Origin of the sequence: Kitasatospora sp. NPDC048365, from assembly GCF_043200835.1 — a bacterium.
Classification (GTDB): Bacteria; Actinomycetota; Actinomycetes; order Streptomycetales; family Streptomycetaceae; genus Kitasatospora; species Kitasatospora terrestris.
Map to the genome: position 1 here is coordinate 294,119 of NZ_JBICYJ010000003.1, position 17,520 is coordinate 311,638.

The window sequence follows — 17,520 nt, forward strand, 5'->3', positions numbered from 1 at the left end:
GAGGTGGATCACTGCTCTCACGGCCTTCCCCAGTCGGAGGAGCGCGCCTCCGGAGCGGAGGCGCTCCTGCCGATGGTTCGACGCGGGCGCACGAACGGATTGGCCGTCGAGCGGTCGGTCGGGCGGACACGCCCGGGCCCCCACCGGATGTGACCACGGTCCGGGACGAGGTATCCAGGAAGGATGAACGCACGGCGGTGGCGGTACCCCCGGTCGCCCGACCAGCAGGGCGGGAGGAAGATCCTCATCCCGCTCGTGCTGATCGTGGCCATCTCGATCGTGGACATGCTGGCCCCACCGCAGGTGCACCTCGGGCCGCTCCTGGTGGCCGCCCCGGCGATCACCGCGTCGTTCGCCGGACCCAGAACCACCCTCGCCGTCGGCGCCGCCGCCGTCGTGGCCCAGGGCATCGTCGCCGCGGTGCGCACCACACTGGTCGATCTCAACCACTCCGTGCAGATCGTCGCGCTCGCGCTGATCTCGCTGCTCGTCGCCCTGTTCGCGCGGCTGCGCGAGCGTCACGAGAAGGAGCTGAGGCAGCTGCGTTCGGTGGCGGAGGCCACCCAGGCCGTGGTCCAGCGGCCCATTCCGGCGCGGATGGGCCCGCTGCGCATCGCGTCGGTCTACCTGGCGGCGGAGGCCGAGGCCCAGATCGGCGGCGACCTGTACGCGGCCGTGCGCACCCGGCAGGGGAGCCGCTTCCTGATCGGCGACGTCCGGGGCAAGGGGCTGGAGGCGATCGGTGAGGCCTCGCTGGCCCTCGGCGCCTTCCGCACCGCGGCCTACCGGCAGATCGACCTGCCCCGGCTGGTCGCCCACCTGGAGAAGGCGGTCTTCGGCGACCCGGGCGGCCAGGGCGACCCGGAGGATGCGGCCGGCAGCCCTTCGGACACCGATGCCGGCGAGTCCTTCATCACCGCGGTCGTGCTCGACATCCCCGACACCGAGCCGGTGATCCACCTCGCGGACTGCGGCCACCCGCCGCCGCTGCTCCTGCGGGACGGCACGGTGGTGTCGCTGGAGTCCCGGCAGCCCGCGCCGCCGCTGGGCCTCACCGGCTTCGGCCCGGCCGGTGTCGAGGTCGAGAGCTTCCCGTTCCGGGAGGGGGACCTCGTGCTGCTGTACACGGACGGGGTCATCGAGGCGCGCAACGGTTCCGGCGACTTCTATCCGCTCACCGAACGGCTCGGCTCGTGGCCGTCCGGCGATCCGGGAGCGCTGCTGCGGGGCCTGTGCCAGGACCTCCTCGCCCACGCGGGCGGCAGTCTCGGCGACGACGCCGCGATGGTCGCCATCCGGCGCGACACGGCCGGACCGGCCGTCGGCAGAAGTCTGCGCGAGGACCTTCCCGGGCTCTGACGCGAGCCGGGTACGGGCCGGGTGCGGGCCTGCCGGGCGGGTGGCCGTCCGGCAGGCCCGGGACTTCGGTCAGTCGGCTTCTCGCCCGGCTCCGGCGTGGCCGACCGCTCCTTGCGGCGCGGACGCGGCGGCCGGTGCGTCCTGCGGGGCGGCGGTGTCCCGGAGACCGGGGGACGGCGGTGGTGTCACGCCGGGGAGCGCCAGGCGGGCGCCGACCGCGCCGGCGAGGCAGACCCCGGCCGCCACCAGGCAGGCGATGTGGAAGCCGTGCATGAAGGAGTCCTGTACGGCTGTCAGGAGTTCCTGCTGGTGGACGGGGCCCGCGGAAGCGGCGGTCCCGAGGGCGGATCCCACCGAGTCCTGGCCGTCGGCCAGCGTCCCGGGAGGAAGCCCGGCGAACGCCGTCGTGGCGAGTTTGCTCGCGTAGAGGGAGGTGAAGACGGAGCCGATGACGGCCACGCCGAGGGTGCCGCCGGCCTCGCGGGTGGCGTCGTTGACGGCGGAGCCGACACCGGCCTTCGCCGGCGGCAGGACGCTGAGGATCGACTCGGTGGCGGGTGCGGTGGTGAGGCCGAGGCCGAGGCCCATCAGCACCATCTGCCCGACGACCTGCGGGTAGGCGATGAACGTCGGTGAGGTGGCGATCCACGCGAAGGACGTCCCCAGCAGGACGAGTCCGGTGCTGACCACGGCGCGGGTGCCCAGCCGGGGCACCAGGGCCACGCCGCCGACCGAGCCGACGGCGATGGTCAGGGCGACGGGCAGGATCCGCACACCGGTGGAGAGGGTTCCGTAGCCGCGGATGAACTGGAAGTACTGGGTCACCAGGAAGATGAAGCCGAAGAGCGCGAAGAACGCCACGGTGACCGATCCGCTGGCCGCCGAGAAGGCGGGGGTGCGGAAGAGCGTCAGGTCGATCATCGGATGGTCCCGCCCGCGTTCGACGCGGACGAAGACCGCGGTCAGGAGAGCCGCGGCGGCGAATCCGGCGATGGTCGCCGGTGAGCTCCAGCCGCGGTTCGGGGCCTCGATCAGGGTGTAGACGAGGACGCCGATCGCGGCGGATGAGAACAGCAGGCCGGCCGGGTCCAGTCGGGCGGACGCCGGGGAGCTCGACTCGGGAACCCACAGCCAGGTGGCCACCAGGGCGACCAGCGCGACGGGGACGAGCGCGAGGAAGACCGACGGCCAGCCGAAGTGGGCCAGCAGCACGCCGCCGACGACGGGCCCCACCGCGACCCCGAGGCCGGTGACGGCGCCCCACACCCCGACGGCCTTCGCGCGCGAGCGCCGCTCGGGGAAGGTGTTGGTGATGATCGACAGGGTGGTCGGGAAGATCGTCGCCGCGCACGCGCCCATCGCGAACCGGGCGGCGACCAGCGGGCCCGGGGAGCCGGCCGCGCTGCCGAGGACGCTGGTCGCGGCGAAGCCGGCCAGTCCGAGCAGCAGGGTGGGGCGTCGGCCGAAGCGGTCGCCGAGCGACCCGGCGGAGAGGACCAGGGTGGCGAAGGCCAGGTTGTAGCCGTCCACGATCCACTGCAGGTCGCGTGTCGTGGCGCCGAGCTGCTGGCTCAGATCGGGCAGGGCGACGTTGACGATGGTGGTGTCGAGGTTGATCGTGAAGGCGGCGAGGCACACCGTGGCCAGGATCAGAAGGCGTCGGCGCGGGGTGAGGGCGGGCATTCGAGGCTCCATCCGCCAGGCATGTTGACACTGGGAACATGCTCTTGATTGACACCCTTGCACCCCAGGTGGACACTGTCAACATCGGCCGGGGAAAGCGGAGAAAATTGGCTAATCGGACATATCACCACGGCGGCCTTCGTGAGGCCCTCGTCGAAGCGGGCGTCGCCCTGGCCCGCACCGGCGGCCCCTCGGCAGTCGTCCTGCGCGAGGCCGGCCGCCAGGTCGGCGTGTCCCACAACGCCGCCTACCGCCACTTCAAGGACCGCGAGGACCTGCTGGCCGCGGTCTCCGCGGGCTGCATGGAACACCTCGGCCGGCTCATGATCGAGCGGGCCGGAGAGGTCGACCTCCCCGACCCGCGCGACGCCGCCTGGGCGAGGCTCGAAGCCATCGGCCGCGCCTACGTCGACTTCGCCCTCACCGAACACGGCTGGTTCCGCACCGCCTTCTCCGGCGCGGTCGCCCACACCGCCGAGCCCGCCGAAACCCACCCCGGCCCCGCCGCCACCGACCCCTACTCGCTCCTCGCGCTCCGCCTCGACGAACTGGTCGGCGTCGGCGCGCTGCCGCCGGAGCGGCGGCCCGGGGCGCAGTACGCCGCCTGGTCGGCCGTCCACGGCCTGTCGGCCCTCCTCGTCGACGGCCCCCTGCGCCAACTCCCCGCCGAAGAACGGGAAGCCGCCGTCGCCTCCGTGCTCGGCGCCGTCGCCCGCGGCCTGTGAGCCCCGGCTCCTCAGCGTCTTCTGGAGAGGCGGGTCAGACCGCGGCCCGTGTGCCACCGTGAGCGGGCCTGGCGCAGCACGGTGTCCCATTCCTGGCGGACCTCGTTGTCCGGTGCCCGCTCTCCCCGGTGGATCCTGTCGAGTTCTTCCCCCACCTCTCGCCCCAGCGCCGCGCAGCCCACGGTCGCGAGCATCGCGCCGAACAGGGCGGAGAGCATGGCGAACACCGCCCCGAACGCGCCGTACCGGTTCGTGTAGGAGTCGAACATGCGTGGCAGATAGAAGCTCAGCGCCACGGAGTAGCCGGTCAGGGCGGCGGCACCGATGAGGCCGAACGGTACGAGGTGGGGCCGGGAGATGCGGCCGGCGGACAGGAGCCGGCCGCCCCAGACGAGGAACACCGCCGTGGCCGGCGCTTCCACGAGGGCCGCGGCCAGTTCCAGTGGCCGGTGGCCGAGCGCGGTGTGGATCCAGCCGTTGAACGCGGCGTAGACGGCCAGCAGAGCGAGCCACTTCAGGCCGTTCACGGTGTTGCGGACGCTCAGGGGCTGCAGCTCCCAGCCCTGTTCGTAGAGCCGCTGGGCGGCGCGCGCGAAACTCAGTGCGGAGACCAGGAGGAAGACGACGCCGAAGAGCCCCAGCGGGGTCCAGTCGTCGGTCGGGGAGAGGATGTCGCGCACGGCGTCGGCGCCGTCGCCGGTGAGGCCGTAACGGTCGATCACCCGCTCGGCGATCCCCTTGCCGCCGAGGTGGACCACCAAGGCGCTGCAGAGGATGGCGAGCGGGACCAGGGCCGTCAGCGCGGAGGAGGCCAGGGCCATCGAGCGGTCGAACCCGACCAGCCGCTGGAACCTGCTGACGACGCGCAGCGCGAACGCGGGGCGGAGCCAGAACGTCGCCGCCCTCACCACGTACGCGCGGTCGATCCGCTTCGTGTCGGCCTCCCGGAGAAGTCAGCGGCGAGGACGCGCCCAACCGCTCCGGTCCGGAGCGGCGCATGCCGGCACCGGCACTTCCGCGGGCACGCCGGATGGCCGCCGCACCGATTCTCGCCCGCCGGGGCCGGAACCGGCCCGGCAACCCGCCGTGCGGGCCGCCGCCGTTGCCCAGGATCTCCCTCCTGCGGGTGCGAGCCGTCCGAGCAGGGGGGGACTGGCGCTGATCGTTCGTCGGCGGCGGCCTGCGCGGCGTCAGGCCTGGATGTTCTCCAGGTCGGTGAGCAGGTCCGGGTGGGTGGGCTTCCAGCCGAGTGCGGTGCGGGTGTGGGTGCTGGACGCGGGTTGGTCGGTGGCGAAGACGGGGCCGAGGGGGCCGAAGTTCTCCTGCGGCAGGGACGCGGTCGGGAGGCCGAGGCGTCGCCCGATGACGGCGGCGATGTCGCCGACGGCGTCGCCCTCGTCCGAGACGGCGTGCCAGGACGTCCCGGCCGGGGCCTTCTCCAGGGCGAGCCGGAACAGTCGGGCCGCGTCGAGGGCGTGGACGGCGGGCCAGCGCTGGGTGCCGTCGCCTGGGTGGCCGACGACGCCGCTGCGCCGGGCGATTTGGGTGAGGAGGCCGGCGAATCCGCCCTGGCCCTCGTTGTGGACGGTGCGCGGCAGCCGGACGGCGGTGCTGCGGACGCCGTGCGAGGCGAGGGCGAGTACCTCGTTCACCGACCGGGCGCGGCCGCCGACGGGGCCGTCGGTCGCGAGCGGGTCGTCCTCGGTCGAGGCGCGTCCGGGTACGACGGGTGTGCCGGCCACGGTGACGAGCGGCCGGTCGGTGCCGGTGAGGGCCTCGCCGAGCACGGCGAGGGCGTCCGCCTCCTCGGCGACGGCCCGCGCGACGGCTTCGGGCGAGCTGAAGTCGTTGGCGAAGGCCAGGTGGATGACGCCGTCCGCCCGCTCGGCGCCGCTGCGCAGGGTCCGGAGGTCGGTGAGTGCGCCGCGGAGCACGCCGGCGCCGGCGGCCGCGGCACGGGCGGCGGAGGTGTCGGAGCGGACGAGGGAGGTGACGGTGTGGCCCGCGGCGAGCAGTTCGGCGACGACGGCGGAGCCGATCAGGCCTGTACCGCCGGTGATGAACACGTGCATGACGAGCTCCCCAAGGTGATGCGACAGGTGTCTCGTCACTTACGTTACCTCCTGATGCGACATCTGTCGCATCAGGTAGGATGGCTCCCATGCCGCGATGGAAACCGGATGCCCGACAGCGCCTGGTGGTGGCGGCCTTGCAGTTGTTCGCCGAGAAGGGCTACGACGCCACCACGGTCGCCGAGATCTCGGAACGGGCCGGGCTGACCCGCAGCACCTTCCACCGCCACTTCGGCGACAAGCGGGACATCCTCACCGCCGGTCAGGAGACCCTCAGCCGCCTCCTGACCGAGGGCATCGACGCCGCCCCCGCCGACGCCACACCGATGACCGCCGTCGCGGCAGGACTGGAACACGCCTCCCGCCGGATGACCTCCGTCAACCGCGACATCGGCACCCTGATGCACGCCGCCATCGAGGCGAACGACGAACTGAGGCAGCGCGACGCCTCCAAGAGCACCGGCATGGCCGCGGCCATGACCGAGGCGCTGCTGGGCCGGGGCGTTCCGCAGGCGTCGGCGTACGTGGCCGCGGAACTCGGCGTCCTCGCCTTCCGGCTCGGCTTCACCCGGTGGACCGACCCCACCCGCGACGACGACCCCGGCGAGCTGGCCCCGCTCACCCGCGCCGCCCTCGACGAACTCCGCGCGGCCGCCGCCGAACTGCGCTGACCGCCACCGCCGCTGTGGCTGCGGCCCCGGGGCTGGGGCGGCAGCGCCGTGCGCGACGCTCCGCCCGCGCGCGGAGGTGCGTGAAGCGCCGGGTGGAGGTTCGCTGGAGGGTAGAAGGTCGGGCCCGCAGAGATGGGAGAGGGCCATGGCTGTGGTGATGTCGATGGTGTGGGCCGGGGTGTCGCCGGCGCAGTACGACACCGTGCGGGACGCGGTGGACTGGGAGCAACTGGCGCCGGCCGGGGCCCAGCTCCACGCGGCCTGGTTCGACGCCGAGGGCCTGCACGTGACCGACGTGTGGAACTCGCAGGAGGCGTTCGAGGCGTTCATGGCCGAGCGGCTCGCTGCGGAGATCGAGAAGGCCGGGATCACCGGCGAGCCACAGGTGTCCTTCGCCCCGTTGCACCGCCGCTTCGTCGCGCCCGGGATCACCGGAGCCGCGTAGCGCGCCCGGCCGCCGTCACGCTGCTGCGGCGGCCGGGGCCGTCCCCCGTGTCGCGCCCGTACGAGGGTCCGATGTGCCGGAACCCGCCGATTCGCGCCGGTGGGCCCGGAGGCCCGACCGGCGGCGTGGCGGTTCTGGCTACGCGTCGTCAGGTGTGCTGGTGGTGGCGGGTGCGCCGGCGTCCCCGGTGGGGGTGGTGAAGCTGTTCTGGCACGGGCCGCAGGTGTGCCAGCGCCGTGCGCCGCTGTCGGTCCAGTGCGGGGCGAGGGTCATGTCGGCGGTGTCGAGGCCGCAGAGCGTGACGGGGCCGCAGAGGCCCGAGGGCTCGGTGGGGGCGGTGTGCGCGCGGAGTACCGGCTGGGCGGGGTGTGTTGAGGCGAGGATCCGGATGTTGCTGGGTGTGTCCGGTTCGAGCACGACGACGATGTCCATTCGGCCAGCGTCGGCCCGGTGACGGGCCGGCGCGCGGCCGCCGTGGCATTCGGAGCAGCGGGCGTGCCGGATGGGCCAGGAGCGGGCCCCGTGGGGAAAGGGCGGGTAAAGGGCAGGGAACCCGCGGTGCATTCAACTGTAATGGTTCATACCTTTCTAGCCTCCCGGTGACAACTGTGGTGAGCGGCCGCCCCGACCGGCCTGCTCACAGGCGGCGCAGTTCCGTCCCCCATGCGGCAGTCCCCACGGCTGCCATGGACCAACGGAGGAGCACCCCTTGAGCACAGCACCCCCACACCCCACCGGGACCTCCCGGTTCTTCACGAGGGTCGCGGCCGTGGCCGCCGCCCTCGTGCTGCCCGCCGCCGGCCTGGTGGCCGTCGCAGCCCCGGCCCAGGCGGCCGGCACCGCGACGGCCACGTACACCAAGAGCTCGGACTGGGGCACCGGCTTCGAGGGCAAGTGGACGATCAGCAACACCGGCACCACCGCGCTGACCAGCTGGACCGTCGAGTGGGACTACCCCGCGGGCACCTCCGTCAGCTCGTTCTGGGACGCGGACGTCACCAGTTCGGGCGGCCACTGGACGGGCAGGAACAAGAGCTGGAACGGCACGCTGGCCCCCGGTGCCAGTGTCAGCTTCGGCTTCGTCGGGACCGGTTCGGGAGCCCCCAGCGGCTGCAAGCTCAACGGCGGCAGCTGCGACGGCGGCACCACCCCCACGGACAACCCGCCCGGCGCCCCGGGCACCCCGACCGCGAGCGGGGTCGGCGACACCAACCTCACCCTCACCTGGGCTCCGGCCAACGACGACTACGGCGTGAAGAACTACGACGTCCTGCGCGGCGGGGCGAGGGTCGCGACGGTGACCGGCACGTCGTTCACGGACTCGGGTCTGACGAAGGGGACGACGTACAGCTACACGGTCGTCGCCCGTGACACCGCGGACCAGACCGGCCCGGCCTCCGGCGTCGTCAGCGTCACCACCACCGGTGTCATCGTCGACCCGGGCGGCCCGGTCAAGCTCGGGTACTTCACCGAGTGTGGCATCTACGGGCGCAACTACCACGTGAAGAACCTGGTCACCTCCGGGACCGCGTCGAAGATCACCCACATCAACTACGCGTTCGGCAACGTGCAGAACGGCCAGTGCACCATCGGCGACGCCTACGCCGACTACGACAAGGCCTACACCGCGGACCAGAGCGTCGATGGCGTCGCCGACACCTGGGACACCGGCGCCCTGCGGGGCAGCTTCAACCAGTTGCGCAAGCTGAAGAAGCAGTACCCGAACATCAAGGTGCTGTGGTCCTTCGGCGGCTGGACCTGGTCGGGTGGCTTCGGCCAGGCGGCCGCCAACCCCGCCGCGTTAGCCGACTCCTGCTACCGGCTGGTCGAGGACCCGCGCTGGGCCGACGTCTTCGACGGCATCGACATCGACTGGGAGTACCCCAACGCCTGCGGCCTGTCCTGCGACACCAGCGGCGCCGCCTCGTACCGCAACCTGATGTCGGCGCTGCGGGCCCGCTTCGGCACCGGCAACCTGGTCACCGCCGCGATCTCCGCCGACGGCAGCAACAGCGGCAAGCTCGACCAGGCCGACTACGCGGGCGCCGCCCAGTACGTCGACTTCTACAACGTCATGACGTACGACTTCTTCGGCGCGTGGGACGCCAAAGGCCCGACGGCCCCGCACTCGCCGCTCACCTCGTACGCGGGCATCCCGATCGCCGGGTTCAACTCCGAGGCGGCGATCACCAAGCTCAAGGGCAAGGGCGTCGCCGGGTCCAAGCTCAACCTCGGCGTCGGCTTCTACGGCCGCGGCTGGACCGGCGTCACCCAGGACGCCCCCGGCGGCGCCGCCACCGGACCGGCGCAGGGCACCTACGAGCAGGGCATCGAGGACTACAAGGTCCTCAAGAGCAGCTGCCCGGCCACCGGGACCGTCGCCGGCACCGCCTACGCGCACTGCGGCGGCAACTGGTGGAGCTACGACACCCCGGCGACCATCGCGGGCAAGATGGCCTGGGCCAAGCAGCAGGGCCTGAGGGGCGCCTTCTACTGGGAGTTCAGCGGCGACACCGCCAACGGTGAGCTCGCCAACGCGGTCCACAGCGGACTCCAGTAGCACCGACCGGAGCCGGGGAGCGGGGTCCGCCCCCCGTTCCCCGGCTCCGCCGTGCTCCCGGCGCGCCCTGACCGCGGCTCAGCGGTGTCGATTCCCATCGAACGGCGCACTGGCCCGCGATGGCGGTTCGCCCACGATGCGATTCTCGCCGAGGATGGGGGGACCGGGTGACGGTCGTCGCGCACCCCGGTCGCACCCGCTTCACGGATGAGGAGAGCACCTGTGGTTGTTTCCGCACGGCCGCCCGCAGGGCGGCGCGCCGGCCGATTCTCCGTCATGGTCCCCGGCGCCGCGGTGATAGCGGTCGTGCTGCCGCTCGCCGTGCCGGGCAGCGCCAGGGCGGACGGCGGCCCGCCGCCCTTCCCGGTGGCGCAGGCACTGGACGGGCAGACCCCGCTGAGCTCGGCCGAGGAGGTCGCCGGGTTGTGCGACAAGGGGGCGGCGTGCAGCTTCCGGATGTACGACCGGGCGCCGCGCGAGTTCGTCAGCGCGGTGGTGTCGGTGGGGAACGCGGCGATCAACTGCACCGACAGCGACATGGAGATCGACCGCACCGTCACCTTCGTGACGAGCAGCACCGACAACATCGGCGGCCAGATCTCCGGAAAGGCGGCGCTGGAGGGCGGGGTGGACACCACGGTGACCGTGTCGGGGTCCGGCACCGCGACGCCGGGCGTCGTGACCGGCACCACGCAGAACGGTCCGAACAAGGACAAGGGCCCGACCACCAAGGACGACGTGAAGAACACGACCGAGGTCACCGGCACGGTGGCCGGCTCCAACGCCCTGCACCTGGGGGCGAAGGCCACCTTCGAGGCGGCGTTCCAGGCCAGCTTCTCCCGGCAGTGGCAGGCGGTCACCACGGAGTCGACCCGGGTGGTGTTCACCGTCAGCCCCGGGGACGAGATCCAGTTCGGGGTGGTGAACGCGATGTCGCGGGCGGCTGGCCAGCTGACGGTGAACAACACCGGGAAGCTGGTCAAGAACATCACGGTGGACAGCCCGTCGAGCGTCAACGTCAGCTCGGTGGTCGCGCAGACCTTCGCCGTGCCGGGCAAGTGCCTGTCCCTCCGGCCCACGGGCCGCGCCGCCGTCGGCGGCCTGGTCGAGCCGCCACCCGACCGGGCGGAGAGCGCCCGCCGGGCACCGGACACGGTGTTCGTCCGGACCGCCGACGGCAGTTGGAGGACCCGATGAGGCGATGGAAGGGACTGGCGGTCACGCCGACCGTCATGGCCGTACTCGCCCTGGGCGCCGCGCCCGCCCTCGCGGAGGACGCGACCTCCGCTCCGGGCTCCGCCGTCGCCCCGTCACCGTCCGCCGAGGACGACGCGCCCGCGATCGCCCACAAGTGCGGGCAGGAGTACGACTGCTCGTTCCGGATCATTCCGGGCCTCACCCGCGAGATCACCTCCGCGGTGGCCTCGGTCGGCAACGCGGTGATCAACTGCACCAACAAGCCGATCGACATCGTCCGCACCGTGGTGCTGGAGTCGAGCACCACGGACAACATCGCGGGCGAGATCTCCGGCCGGGCCGCGCTGGAGGGCACGATCGACAACACCACCGACGTCTCCGGCAGCGTGAGCGGCAGCAACAAGACCGAGGTCACCCACACCGACATCACCGCGCCGAGCGACAAGGGCCCGAACTCGGAGACCACCAACGGCGGCTCGATCTCGGTCGGGGGCAGCGCGACCGGCGCCGCACAGCTGAAACTCAGTGCGAAGGCCTCCTTCGAGCTGGCGTTCAAGGCGACCTACTCGCACGAGTGGAAGCGGACCAGCACGGAGACCACGCAGGTCAAGTTCACCGTGAAGTCGGGCGACGAGCTGCAGTTCGGCACGATGAACGCGATGACCCGGACCGTCGGCGAGCTGACGGTGGGCGGCATCGGCAAGCTGATCAAGAACATCATCGTCGACAGCCCGTCCACGGTGAACGTGAGCACGGTCGTGGCGCAGACCTTCAGCGCCACCGGCCGCTGCCTGTCGCTGCGTCCGGGGGGACGCGCGCTCGGCGGCGGGCTGATCGAGGCCGCGCCGCGTGCGGACGGCACCGCGCCGACCGGGCGGTACCGGCTGGACGCCGGGGACGCCTGGACCGCGCTGGGCTGACACTCCGCGCGCGAGTCGGCCGCCCTTCCCGAACGGTGGGAAGGGCGGCCGATCTCCGTGACCGCGCCTACGGGTCGAGCAGCACCGACCTGGTGGCGGCCCCGGCGGGCGGGGTGCCCACAGTGATCAGGCGCTTGTCCGTCCCGGCGCCGTTGTCCGGCGTACCGGCGGTCGGCCGGGCGGCGCCGCAGCGCTGCAGCTCGGTCTCGGTGAGCGGGCCGCTGCGCTGGTAGTAGCGGTCGGGAAGGGAGGTGGAGGGGACGTCGAAGACCGCGTCGAGCCGGTACTTGTTGCGGGCGTTGGTGAACGTGCCGACCACCCGCTCGCGGGCCGGCTGCACCTCGATCCAACTCATCTCGCCGGGCTGGATGGTGGGGCCCAGCTGCTTGGTGGTGGTCCGCGACCAGGTGAGCGGGTTGTTGGTGCTCACCGCCGCCGAGTTGCCGCCCGCCGTGCTGAACCCTGCCGCGGCCTGGGCCGCCAGGTTGGGCCGGCTCTGCGAGATGTCGGAGCGGTTCGGCACCAGAGGGGTGCCCTTGAGCGCGTAGTACTGGGTGAGGCTGTCGTACGGCGGCTCGGTGTTCTCCATCCGGCGGTCGTCGACCACCGCGTTGCGGGTGCAGTTGATGTACACCTCGCCGACGATCCTGGTCTGGCCGTAGTACCGGTAGGAGGAGCGGTTGTCCACGGTGAAGACGCAGTTGGTGGCCGACCCCTCGCAGTCGTCCACCGCGATGCTCGGCTCCAGCCGGTCGTTGCCGCGGTAGGCCTTCGGGCCGGGCAGCTGCTCCTTGCGGATCCTCTGATCGACCGGGGCGGGCGTCTGCCGGGCGGTGACGTTGGTGATCAGCGGGCCGCAGGAGAGCGAGTCGCGCTGCTCGGCGGAGTCGAAGGAGACCATCGGGTTGTCCTCGGTGGCGGTGAACTCGAAGGTCCGGCCGGAGGTCCAGTTGGCGGTGCCCACGGTGTCGGTGCCCTTGGTGGTGACCACCGGGTCCGGGGCGGGACCGGTGGTGATCAGCGAGACGTTGTACGTCTGGCCGTCCTTGACCTGCTCGGGCCTGCAGCGGCGGTCGACGCCCGGGCTGTCGTCCCAGCTCAGCGTGACGGTCGAGCCGGCCTTCACACCCCACAGGCGGGTGCGCAGGCTGAGCGCGGCGCCGTTCCAGTTGAGCGCGGCGGCCTGGTGGCCGAGCGGGTGCTGGGCGAGGGCCCTGCCGAAGACCACCCCGGTGTTCTCGGGGGACCAGTCGGCGTGACCGGCGGAGGTGCCGTTGTCGGGCGCCGCGGGCTGGGCGAAGGTGCCGTTGAGCACCGGGACGTCCACCGTGTCGGCGGCCTGCGAGGGCGGCGCGGTGACGAGGACCAGGCCGGCCGCCGCGAGCGGGGCCAGCGTGCGGTACGCGAGGCGGCGGCCCATCAGCAGAACCACCAGTCGCTCGGCGGGACGACCGCGTCGCCGGGTGCGACCGTGGAGGTCAGCGCGTTCGGCAGGGCGCAGAGATCGTTCGCGGCGGTGTTCGGGTCCTGCTCCCGGGGGACCTTGCCGAAGTCCGCCACGGCCTGGGTCTCCTTGTCGATGCCGTCCTTCTCCGCCTTCCCGTCGCCGGCGACGCCCGCGAGGCACTCCCGGTCGGTGGGCGGGCACTTGTCGATCTTGTCCTTGCCGCCCGCGACGTCCTTGCACTGGGGACTGCTCGCCGAGTCGCCCGCGCACGGATCGCTCTGCCCGGGCGACGACGGCTTCGAGGTCTGCTTGGCCGCGACGTTGGTGATCACCGCGAAGCCGCAGTTGTTGCTGTCGACGGTCTGCGCGGTGAAGGTGACCTGCGGCGCGTCCTCGGTGGCGGTGAAGGAGTAGGTCCGGCCGTAGAACCAGTTCCCCTTGTTGCCGCCCAGGGGCTCGTTGGTGGTGAAGTCGGCCGGAGTGTTGGCACTGCCGGCCACGGACACCGTGTAGGGCCGCTTGGCGGCACCCTTCACCAGGCAGCTGTCGGGGCTGTCGTCCCAGCTGAGGGTGACCGTCGCGCCCGCCCGGACGCCGCGAACGCGCGTGCTGAGGGGCCGCGGGGATGTCACACCGGTCATGGCCGCCTGGTAGCCCAGCCGGTGATCGGCGCGGGTGGCCGACACCAGGCCCCAACCCGTCCAGCCGTCGATCCCGGCGGCGGCGTTCGAGGGCACCGTGGGGGAGGAGAAGGTTCCGTTCACCACCACGGCCGGTTCGGTGTCCTCGGCCACCGCGGGCGCCGACGCCGCGAGGGCAACGGCACTACTGAGAGTCATGACGAGGAGTCTGGCTCGGTGTGTCTGTGGCATGGCCCTCTCCGATGAAGTCGGCTCGAACAAGCGAAAGTTGCCGTGATCGATCTGACGGTCGATCAGTCCAGGTCGTCCCATGTTTCGAGAGATGGTCACGTTGTGCAACCAGTGGGCGCCCAATGGGGCGACTACGAACTATTTCGCTGGGCCGACGGTATGGAAATCGCTCTCGATACGTACGACCGTTCTGATCGCTGGGCAGGGATTCGGGCGATCCGATCACCCCCTCCGGCCACTGCCGCGCTGTCAGGTGTGCGCGGCCGCACGACAAGGGACGACATGTCACCCCTCTCCGGATCGGCCCGGGGCCGCCTCCACGCCCTGGCTCCCCTGTTCGCCCTCGCCCTGCCGCTGCTGAGCGGGCCGCCGGCCGTCGCGGCCGCCCCAGCCGCCTCGGCCGACCTCCGCCCGGTGGCCCGGTGCGGCGACGAAGCCCCGTACCTCCATCACCGGCCCCTGCCGGGCCCCGCCCCGACCACGGGCGAGCCCGTCCGCCGGGGCCCGGCCCGGCTCTGCCGCTGAGACCCCGTCCACCAGCCCCTTCGCACCTCCCCGAGCCGCGGCTCCGTCCCGCCGCGCCCGGACGTCCCCATGCCCGTCCCACCCGAACGCGAGGAAGACATGCACCCGCAGCACCGCACGCTCCGCCTCCTGCCCGCCACCGCCGTACCCGCGCTGGTCGCGAGCCTCACCCTGCTCGGCTCCGCCGCCCTGCCCACGTCCGCCGCCTCCGCGTACGACCTGCGGCTGCGCGCCTGGGGGCTCAACACCAGCGGGCAGCTGGGCGACGGAACCAAGACCCAGCGGCTCACCCCGACCTCCGTGGTGGGCCTGTCGGGAGCCGAGCTCAACTCGGTGGCCGCCGGTGGCACCGGCGGCTCCGCCGGCTCGGGCTTCGGCCTCGCCCTGCTCGCCAACGGCACCGTCGAGTCCTGGGGCAAGAACGACAAGGGCCAGCTCGGCAACGGCGCCACCAGCGCGACCGACGAATGGGCGGTGCCGGGCCTGGTGGCCGGGCTGGGCGGCGTCGACGCGATCGCCGCCGGCGGCTCGCACGCCCTCGCCCTGCTCAAGGACGGCACCGTCAAGGCCTGGGGACTCAACGACAAGGGCCAGCTCGGCAACGGCACCACGACCAACGCCGCCCTCCCGGTGACCGTGGCGGGCCTGGAGGAGGTCAAGGCGATCGCGGCCGGCGACACCTTCAGCATGGCCCTGCTGAAGGACGGCACCGTGAAGACGTGGGGCAACAACGACAAGGGCCAGCTCGGCATCACCGCCAAGCCGGCGAAGGCGAGCGACCCCGTCCCCAAGCCGGCCCCCGCCACCCGGACCTCCGCCGTCGCCGTCCCCGAACTGACCACCGTCAAGGGCATCACCGCCGGCGCCTCGCACGCCCTCGCGCTGCTCGCCGACGGCACCGTCCAGGCCTGGGGCCTCAACGACAAGGGCCAGCTCGGCGACGACACCGTCGCCGACAAGCCCTACCCGGTGCCGGTCCTCGAGCTCAAGAACGTCACCGGCCTCTCCGCCGGCGCCTCGCACAGCCTGGCGCTCCTCCAGGACCGCACGCTGCGCGGCTGGGGCCTGAACGACAAGGGACAGGTGGGCGACGGCACCACCACCCAGCGCAACACCAGCGTGCCGATCCCCGGCGTGACCGCGGTGGTCGGCATCGCCTCCGGCTCCGCCCACAACCTGGCCGTGCTCTCCGACGGCACCGTTCAGGCCTGGGGTCTGAACGACAAGGGCCAGCTCGGCGACGGCACCACCACCCAGCGCCTCACCCCGGTGCAGGTGCTGGCCAAGTCCGGCAGCGTCTCCATGGTCGCGGCGCCCTCCAGTGGCAGCTTCAGCCTGGCGCGCTGACCCCGCCCGATCCTTCGACAGGAAGGCAACCCATGACGAACTCCCGTACCGCACAACGACGTCGGCTCCACCCGGCGCTGGCCGCCTCGGTGGCGGCGCTGACCGCGCTCGGCCTGGCGGCCGTGCCCGCCGGCAGCGCGCACGCCCAGGAGAAGCGGCTCAAGTCCTGGGGCAACAACCGCTCCGGACAGCTCGGCGACGGCACCTGGACCGACTTCCGGACGACCGCGACCACCGTGCTGGGCCTGACCAGCGCCGAGGTGGTGAAGATCGCCGCCGGCGGCGCCGGACCCACCAACGGCCACGGGCTCGCCCTGCTGACCGACCGTACCGTCCAGTCCTGGGGCGCCAACGGCTCCGGACAGCTCGGCGACGGCTCGGTGTTCAGCCACAACGCGCCCGGCCAGGTCGTCAACCTCTCCAACGCCACCGACATCGCCGCGGGCGGCGCCCACAGCCTCGCCCTCCTCGCCGACCAGACCGTGGTCTCCTGGGGCAGGAACAACTACGGCCAGCTCGGCAACGGCACCAACAGCGACAGCAGCGTGCCGGTCGCCGTCGAAGGCCTCAACAAGGTGATCGCGATCGCGGCAGGCCTCAACCACAGCATCGCCCTGCGCGAGGACGGCACGGTCTGGGCCTGGGGCTACAACATCAACGGCCAACTCGGCGACGGCACTTCGGCCAGCCGCAGCGTCCCCTCCCCGGTCACCAACCTGACCGGGGTCACCCGGATCGCCGCCGGCTGCAACCACAACCTCGCCCTGGTCGGACCGCCGAGCGGCCCCACCAAGCCCACCACCGGCAACTCCGTGAAGGCCTGGGGCTACAACGCGACCGGCCAGCTCGGCGACAACAGCACGATCAGCCGCTACACCCCGGTCGACACCCAGGGCATCTGGCTCGGCGGAGTCTCGCAGATCGCCGCCGGCTGCAACCACAGCCTCGCCGTCACCGACAGCGACAACCGCCTCAAGGCCTGGGGCCAGAACACCTCCGGCCAGATCGGCGACGGGACGACGGACTACCGGATCACCCCGGTCCCGGTCCCCGGCATCAAGGGGATCCAGCTGGTCGCCGGCGGACGGGAGCACACCCTCGCCCTGCTCGGCGACAACACCGTGCGGTCCTGGGGCAACAACGGCTCCGGCCAGCTCGCCAACGGCACCACCACCGACAGCAGCACCCCGGTGACCAGCCTCACCGCCCTCACCGGCGTCGACAAGATCGCCGCACCGGTGGGCGGCGACTTCAGCCTGGCCAACTGATCCTGGTCCACGGCCCCGCGCCGTGGAGCGCCCGGTTGGCGCACCCGTGTCGTCCGGGTGCGCCAACCGCGGTGACGAGTCGTCGACGGGGTCGTTGCGCCGGGCATGAAGAAGATCATCGCGCTCGGCGCGCTCTCGCTCTCCGTACTGGCCCTGACCACTCCGGCACACGCGGACAATGACAGCAACTTCGGCGGCGGCGTCAATGCCGCGAACAACTGGAACTTCACCGCGGCGGCGGTCTGCCTCGTCGAGGTGGCCGTCGTGCCGGTGCTCGGCGACTACGTGTCCGACCACGTCAACAACTGCAGCAACGGCAACGTCATCGACCACTCCGGACGCTGAACCGCCTCCCGGCTCGCCGCCCCCCCGCCCCGGGCGGGGGGGGGGGGCGGGGGGGGGGGGCCGCGCGGAGACGCCGGCGGGGTG

At 72.4% G+C, this 17,520-nt stretch carries 17 protein-coding genes; 11 read left to right on the forward strand and 6 right to left on the reverse strand.

Annotation, left to right across the window (positions count from 1 at the left end):
• The first annotated feature begins 183 nt into the window (after nt 1-183).
• Nucleotides 184-1,359: a PP2C family protein-serine/threonine phosphatase gene (locus ACGFX4_RS04665; RefSeq protein WP_393070239.1), complete on the forward strand. Its 1,176-nt coding sequence runs from the start codon at nt 184-186 to the stop codon at nt 1,357-1,359.
• 69 nt (nt 1,360-1,428) lie between these two features.
• Here ACGFX4_RS04665 and ACGFX4_RS04670 read toward each other — a convergent pair whose 3' ends face one another.
• Nucleotides 1,429-3,042, reverse strand: a complete 1,614-nt coding sequence (locus ACGFX4_RS04670; RefSeq protein ID WP_393070241.1) for an MFS transporter — start codon at nt 3,040-3,042, stop codon at nt 1,429-1,431.
• Between the two features lie 107 nt (nt 3,043-3,149).
• Here ACGFX4_RS04670 and ACGFX4_RS04675 point away from each other — a divergent pair, with 107 nt between their 5' ends.
• Nucleotides 3,150-3,767, forward strand: coding sequence for a TetR/AcrR family transcriptional regulator (locus ACGFX4_RS04675; protein WP_393070242.1), 618 nt, complete (start codon nt 3,150-3,152; stop codon nt 3,765-3,767).
• Between the two features lie 11 nt (nt 3,768-3,778).
• Here ACGFX4_RS04675 and ACGFX4_RS04680 read toward each other — a convergent pair whose 3' ends face one another.
• Nucleotides 3,779-4,678, reverse strand: a complete 900-nt coding sequence (locus ACGFX4_RS04680; protein WP_393070244.1) for a hypothetical protein — start codon at nt 4,676-4,678, stop codon at nt 3,779-3,781.
• A 279-nt stretch (nt 4,679-4,957) separates the two neighbouring features.
• Entirely contained in the window at nt 4,958-5,839 is an 882-nt protein-coding gene (locus ACGFX4_RS04685) for an SDR family oxidoreductase (RefSeq protein ID WP_393070245.1), read from the reverse strand.
• A gap of 89 nt (nt 5,840-5,928) precedes the next feature.
• Between ACGFX4_RS04685 and ACGFX4_RS04690 the strand changes: the two genes are divergently transcribed.
• Both ACGFX4_RS04690 and ACGFX4_RS04695 read left to right on the forward strand, forming a co-directional pair.
• Nucleotides 5,929-6,510, forward strand: coding sequence for a TetR/AcrR family transcriptional regulator (locus ACGFX4_RS04690; protein WP_393070246.1), 582 nt, complete (start codon nt 5,929-5,931; stop codon nt 6,508-6,510).
• A 145-nt stretch (nt 6,511-6,655) separates the two neighbouring features.
• Nucleotides 6,656-6,955 carry a hypothetical protein gene (locus ACGFX4_RS04695; RefSeq protein WP_393070248.1) on the forward strand — a complete coding sequence of 100 codons (300 nt, stop codon included), beginning with the start codon at nt 6,656-6,658 and terminating at the stop codon, nt 6,953-6,955.
• Between the two features lie 138 nt (nt 6,956-7,093).
• Here the strand turns inward: ACGFX4_RS04695 and ACGFX4_RS04700 are convergent, their stop codons facing one another.
• Entirely contained in the window at nt 7,094-7,387 is a 294-nt protein-coding gene (locus tag ACGFX4_RS04700) for a hypothetical protein (RefSeq protein WP_393070250.1), read from the reverse strand.
• 277 nt (nt 7,388-7,664) lie between these two features.
• Here ACGFX4_RS04700 and ACGFX4_RS04705 point away from each other — a divergent pair, with 277 nt between their 5' ends.
• The 3 genes from ACGFX4_RS04705 (at nt 7,665) to ACGFX4_RS04715 (ending at nt 11,632) form a co-directional block, all read left to right on the forward strand.
• On the forward strand, nt 7,665-9,515 hold the full coding sequence (locus ACGFX4_RS04705; protein ID WP_393070252.1) for a glycosyl hydrolase family 18 protein: 1,851 nt from the start codon (nt 7,665-7,667) through the stop codon (nt 9,513-9,515).
• 222 nt (nt 9,516-9,737) lie between these two features.
• Nucleotides 9,738-10,712, forward strand: coding sequence for a hypothetical protein (locus ACGFX4_RS04710; protein WP_393070254.1), 975 nt, complete (start codon nt 9,738-9,740; stop codon nt 10,710-10,712).
• Nucleotides 10,709-11,632: a hypothetical protein gene (locus tag ACGFX4_RS04715; protein ID WP_393070255.1), complete on the forward strand. Its 924-nt coding sequence runs from the start codon at nt 10,709-10,711 to the stop codon at nt 11,630-11,632. The genes ACGFX4_RS04710 and ACGFX4_RS04715 overlap by 4 nt, the downstream gene beginning before the upstream one ends.
• A 67-nt stretch (nt 11,633-11,699) precedes the next feature.
• On the opposite strand, the gene ACGFX4_RS04720 is transcribed toward ACGFX4_RS04715, so the two are convergent.
• Together ACGFX4_RS04720 and ACGFX4_RS04725 are read right to left on the reverse strand one after the other, a co-directional pair.
• The gene (locus ACGFX4_RS04720; RefSeq protein WP_393070257.1) at nt 11,700-13,064 is read right to left on the reverse strand and encodes a hypothetical protein; all 1,365 of its coding nucleotides are present in this window, start codon (nt 13,062-13,064) and stop codon (nt 11,700-11,702) included.
• Nucleotides 13,052-13,918, reverse strand: coding sequence for a hypothetical protein (locus tag ACGFX4_RS04725; protein ID WP_393070258.1), 867 nt, complete (start codon nt 13,916-13,918; stop codon nt 13,052-13,054). Before ACGFX4_RS04725 ends, ACGFX4_RS04720 begins: the two co-directional genes overlap by 13 nt.
• A 315-nt stretch (nt 13,919-14,233) precedes the next feature.
• Between ACGFX4_RS04725 and ACGFX4_RS04730 the strand changes: the two genes are divergently transcribed.
• The 4 genes from ACGFX4_RS04730 to ACGFX4_RS04745 all read left to right on the forward strand — a co-directional run bounded on the left by ACGFX4_RS04730 (nt 14,234) and on the right by ACGFX4_RS04745 (nt 17,436).
• The gene (locus ACGFX4_RS04730) at nt 14,234-14,476 is read left to right on the forward strand and encodes a hypothetical protein (RefSeq protein ID WP_393070259.1); all 243 of its coding nucleotides are present in this window, start codon (nt 14,234-14,236) and stop codon (nt 14,474-14,476) included.
• 69 nt (nt 14,477-14,545) lie between these two features.
• The gene (locus tag ACGFX4_RS04735) at nt 14,546-15,823 is read left to right on the forward strand and encodes an RCC1 domain-containing protein (protein WP_393070261.1); all 1,278 of its coding nucleotides are present in this window, start codon (nt 14,546-14,548) and stop codon (nt 15,821-15,823) included.
• A gap of 32 nt (nt 15,824-15,855) precedes the next feature.
• Nucleotides 15,856-17,091: an RCC1 domain-containing protein gene (locus ACGFX4_RS04740; protein WP_393070263.1), complete on the forward strand. Its 1,236-nt coding sequence runs from the start codon at nt 15,856-15,858 to the stop codon at nt 17,089-17,091.
• Between the two features lie 105 nt (nt 17,092-17,196).
• Nucleotides 17,197-17,436 (forward strand): hypothetical protein, encoded by a 240-nt coding sequence (locus ACGFX4_RS04745; RefSeq protein WP_393070264.1) that lies wholly within the window; start codon nt 17,197-17,199, stop codon nt 17,434-17,436.
• Nucleotides 17,437-17,520: the final 84 nt, after the last annotated feature.

Excerpts from the sequence above, each read along its gene's own strand:
- ACGFX4_RS04665 (WP_393070239.1), top strand. The coding sequence starts at position 184 with ATGAACGCACGGCGGTGGCGGTACCCCCGGTCGCCCGACCAGCAGGGC.
- ACGFX4_RS04670 (WP_393070241.1), bottom strand. The coding sequence starts at position 3,042 with ATGCCCGCCCTCACCCCGCGCCGACGCCTTCTGATCCTGGCCACGGTG.
- ACGFX4_RS04685 (WP_393070245.1), bottom strand. The coding sequence starts at position 5,839 with ATGCACGTGTTCATCACCGGCGGTACAGGCCTGATCGGCTCCGCCGTC.
- ACGFX4_RS04690 (WP_393070246.1), top strand. The coding sequence starts at position 5,929 with ATGCCGCGATGGAAACCGGATGCCCGACAGCGCCTGGTGGTGGCGGCC.
- ACGFX4_RS04695 (WP_393070248.1), top strand. The coding sequence starts at position 6,656 with ATGGCTGTGGTGATGTCGATGGTGTGGGCCGGGGTGTCGCCGGCGCAG.
- ACGFX4_RS04700 (WP_393070250.1), bottom strand. The coding sequence starts at position 7,387 with ATGGACATCGTCGTCGTGCTCGAACCGGACACACCCAGCAACATCCGG.
- ACGFX4_RS04715 (WP_393070255.1), top strand. The coding sequence starts at position 10,709 with ATGAGGCGATGGAAGGGACTGGCGGTCACGCCGACCGTCATGGCCGTA.
- ACGFX4_RS04725 (WP_393070258.1), bottom strand. The coding sequence starts at position 13,918 with ATGACTCTCAGTAGTGCCGTTGCCCTCGCGGCGTCGGCGCCCGCGGTG.
- ACGFX4_RS04730 (WP_393070259.1), top strand. The coding sequence starts at position 14,234 with ATGTCACCCCTCTCCGGATCGGCCCGGGGCCGCCTCCACGCCCTGGCT.
- ACGFX4_RS04735 (WP_393070261.1), top strand. The coding sequence starts at position 14,546 with ATGCCCGTCCCACCCGAACGCGAGGAAGACATGCACCCGCAGCACCGC.
- ACGFX4_RS04740 (WP_393070263.1), top strand. The coding sequence starts at position 15,856 with ATGACGAACTCCCGTACCGCACAACGACGTCGGCTCCACCCGGCGCTG.
- ACGFX4_RS04745 (WP_393070264.1), top strand. The coding sequence starts at position 17,197 with ATGAAGAAGATCATCGCGCTCGGCGCGCTCTCGCTCTCCGTACTGGCC.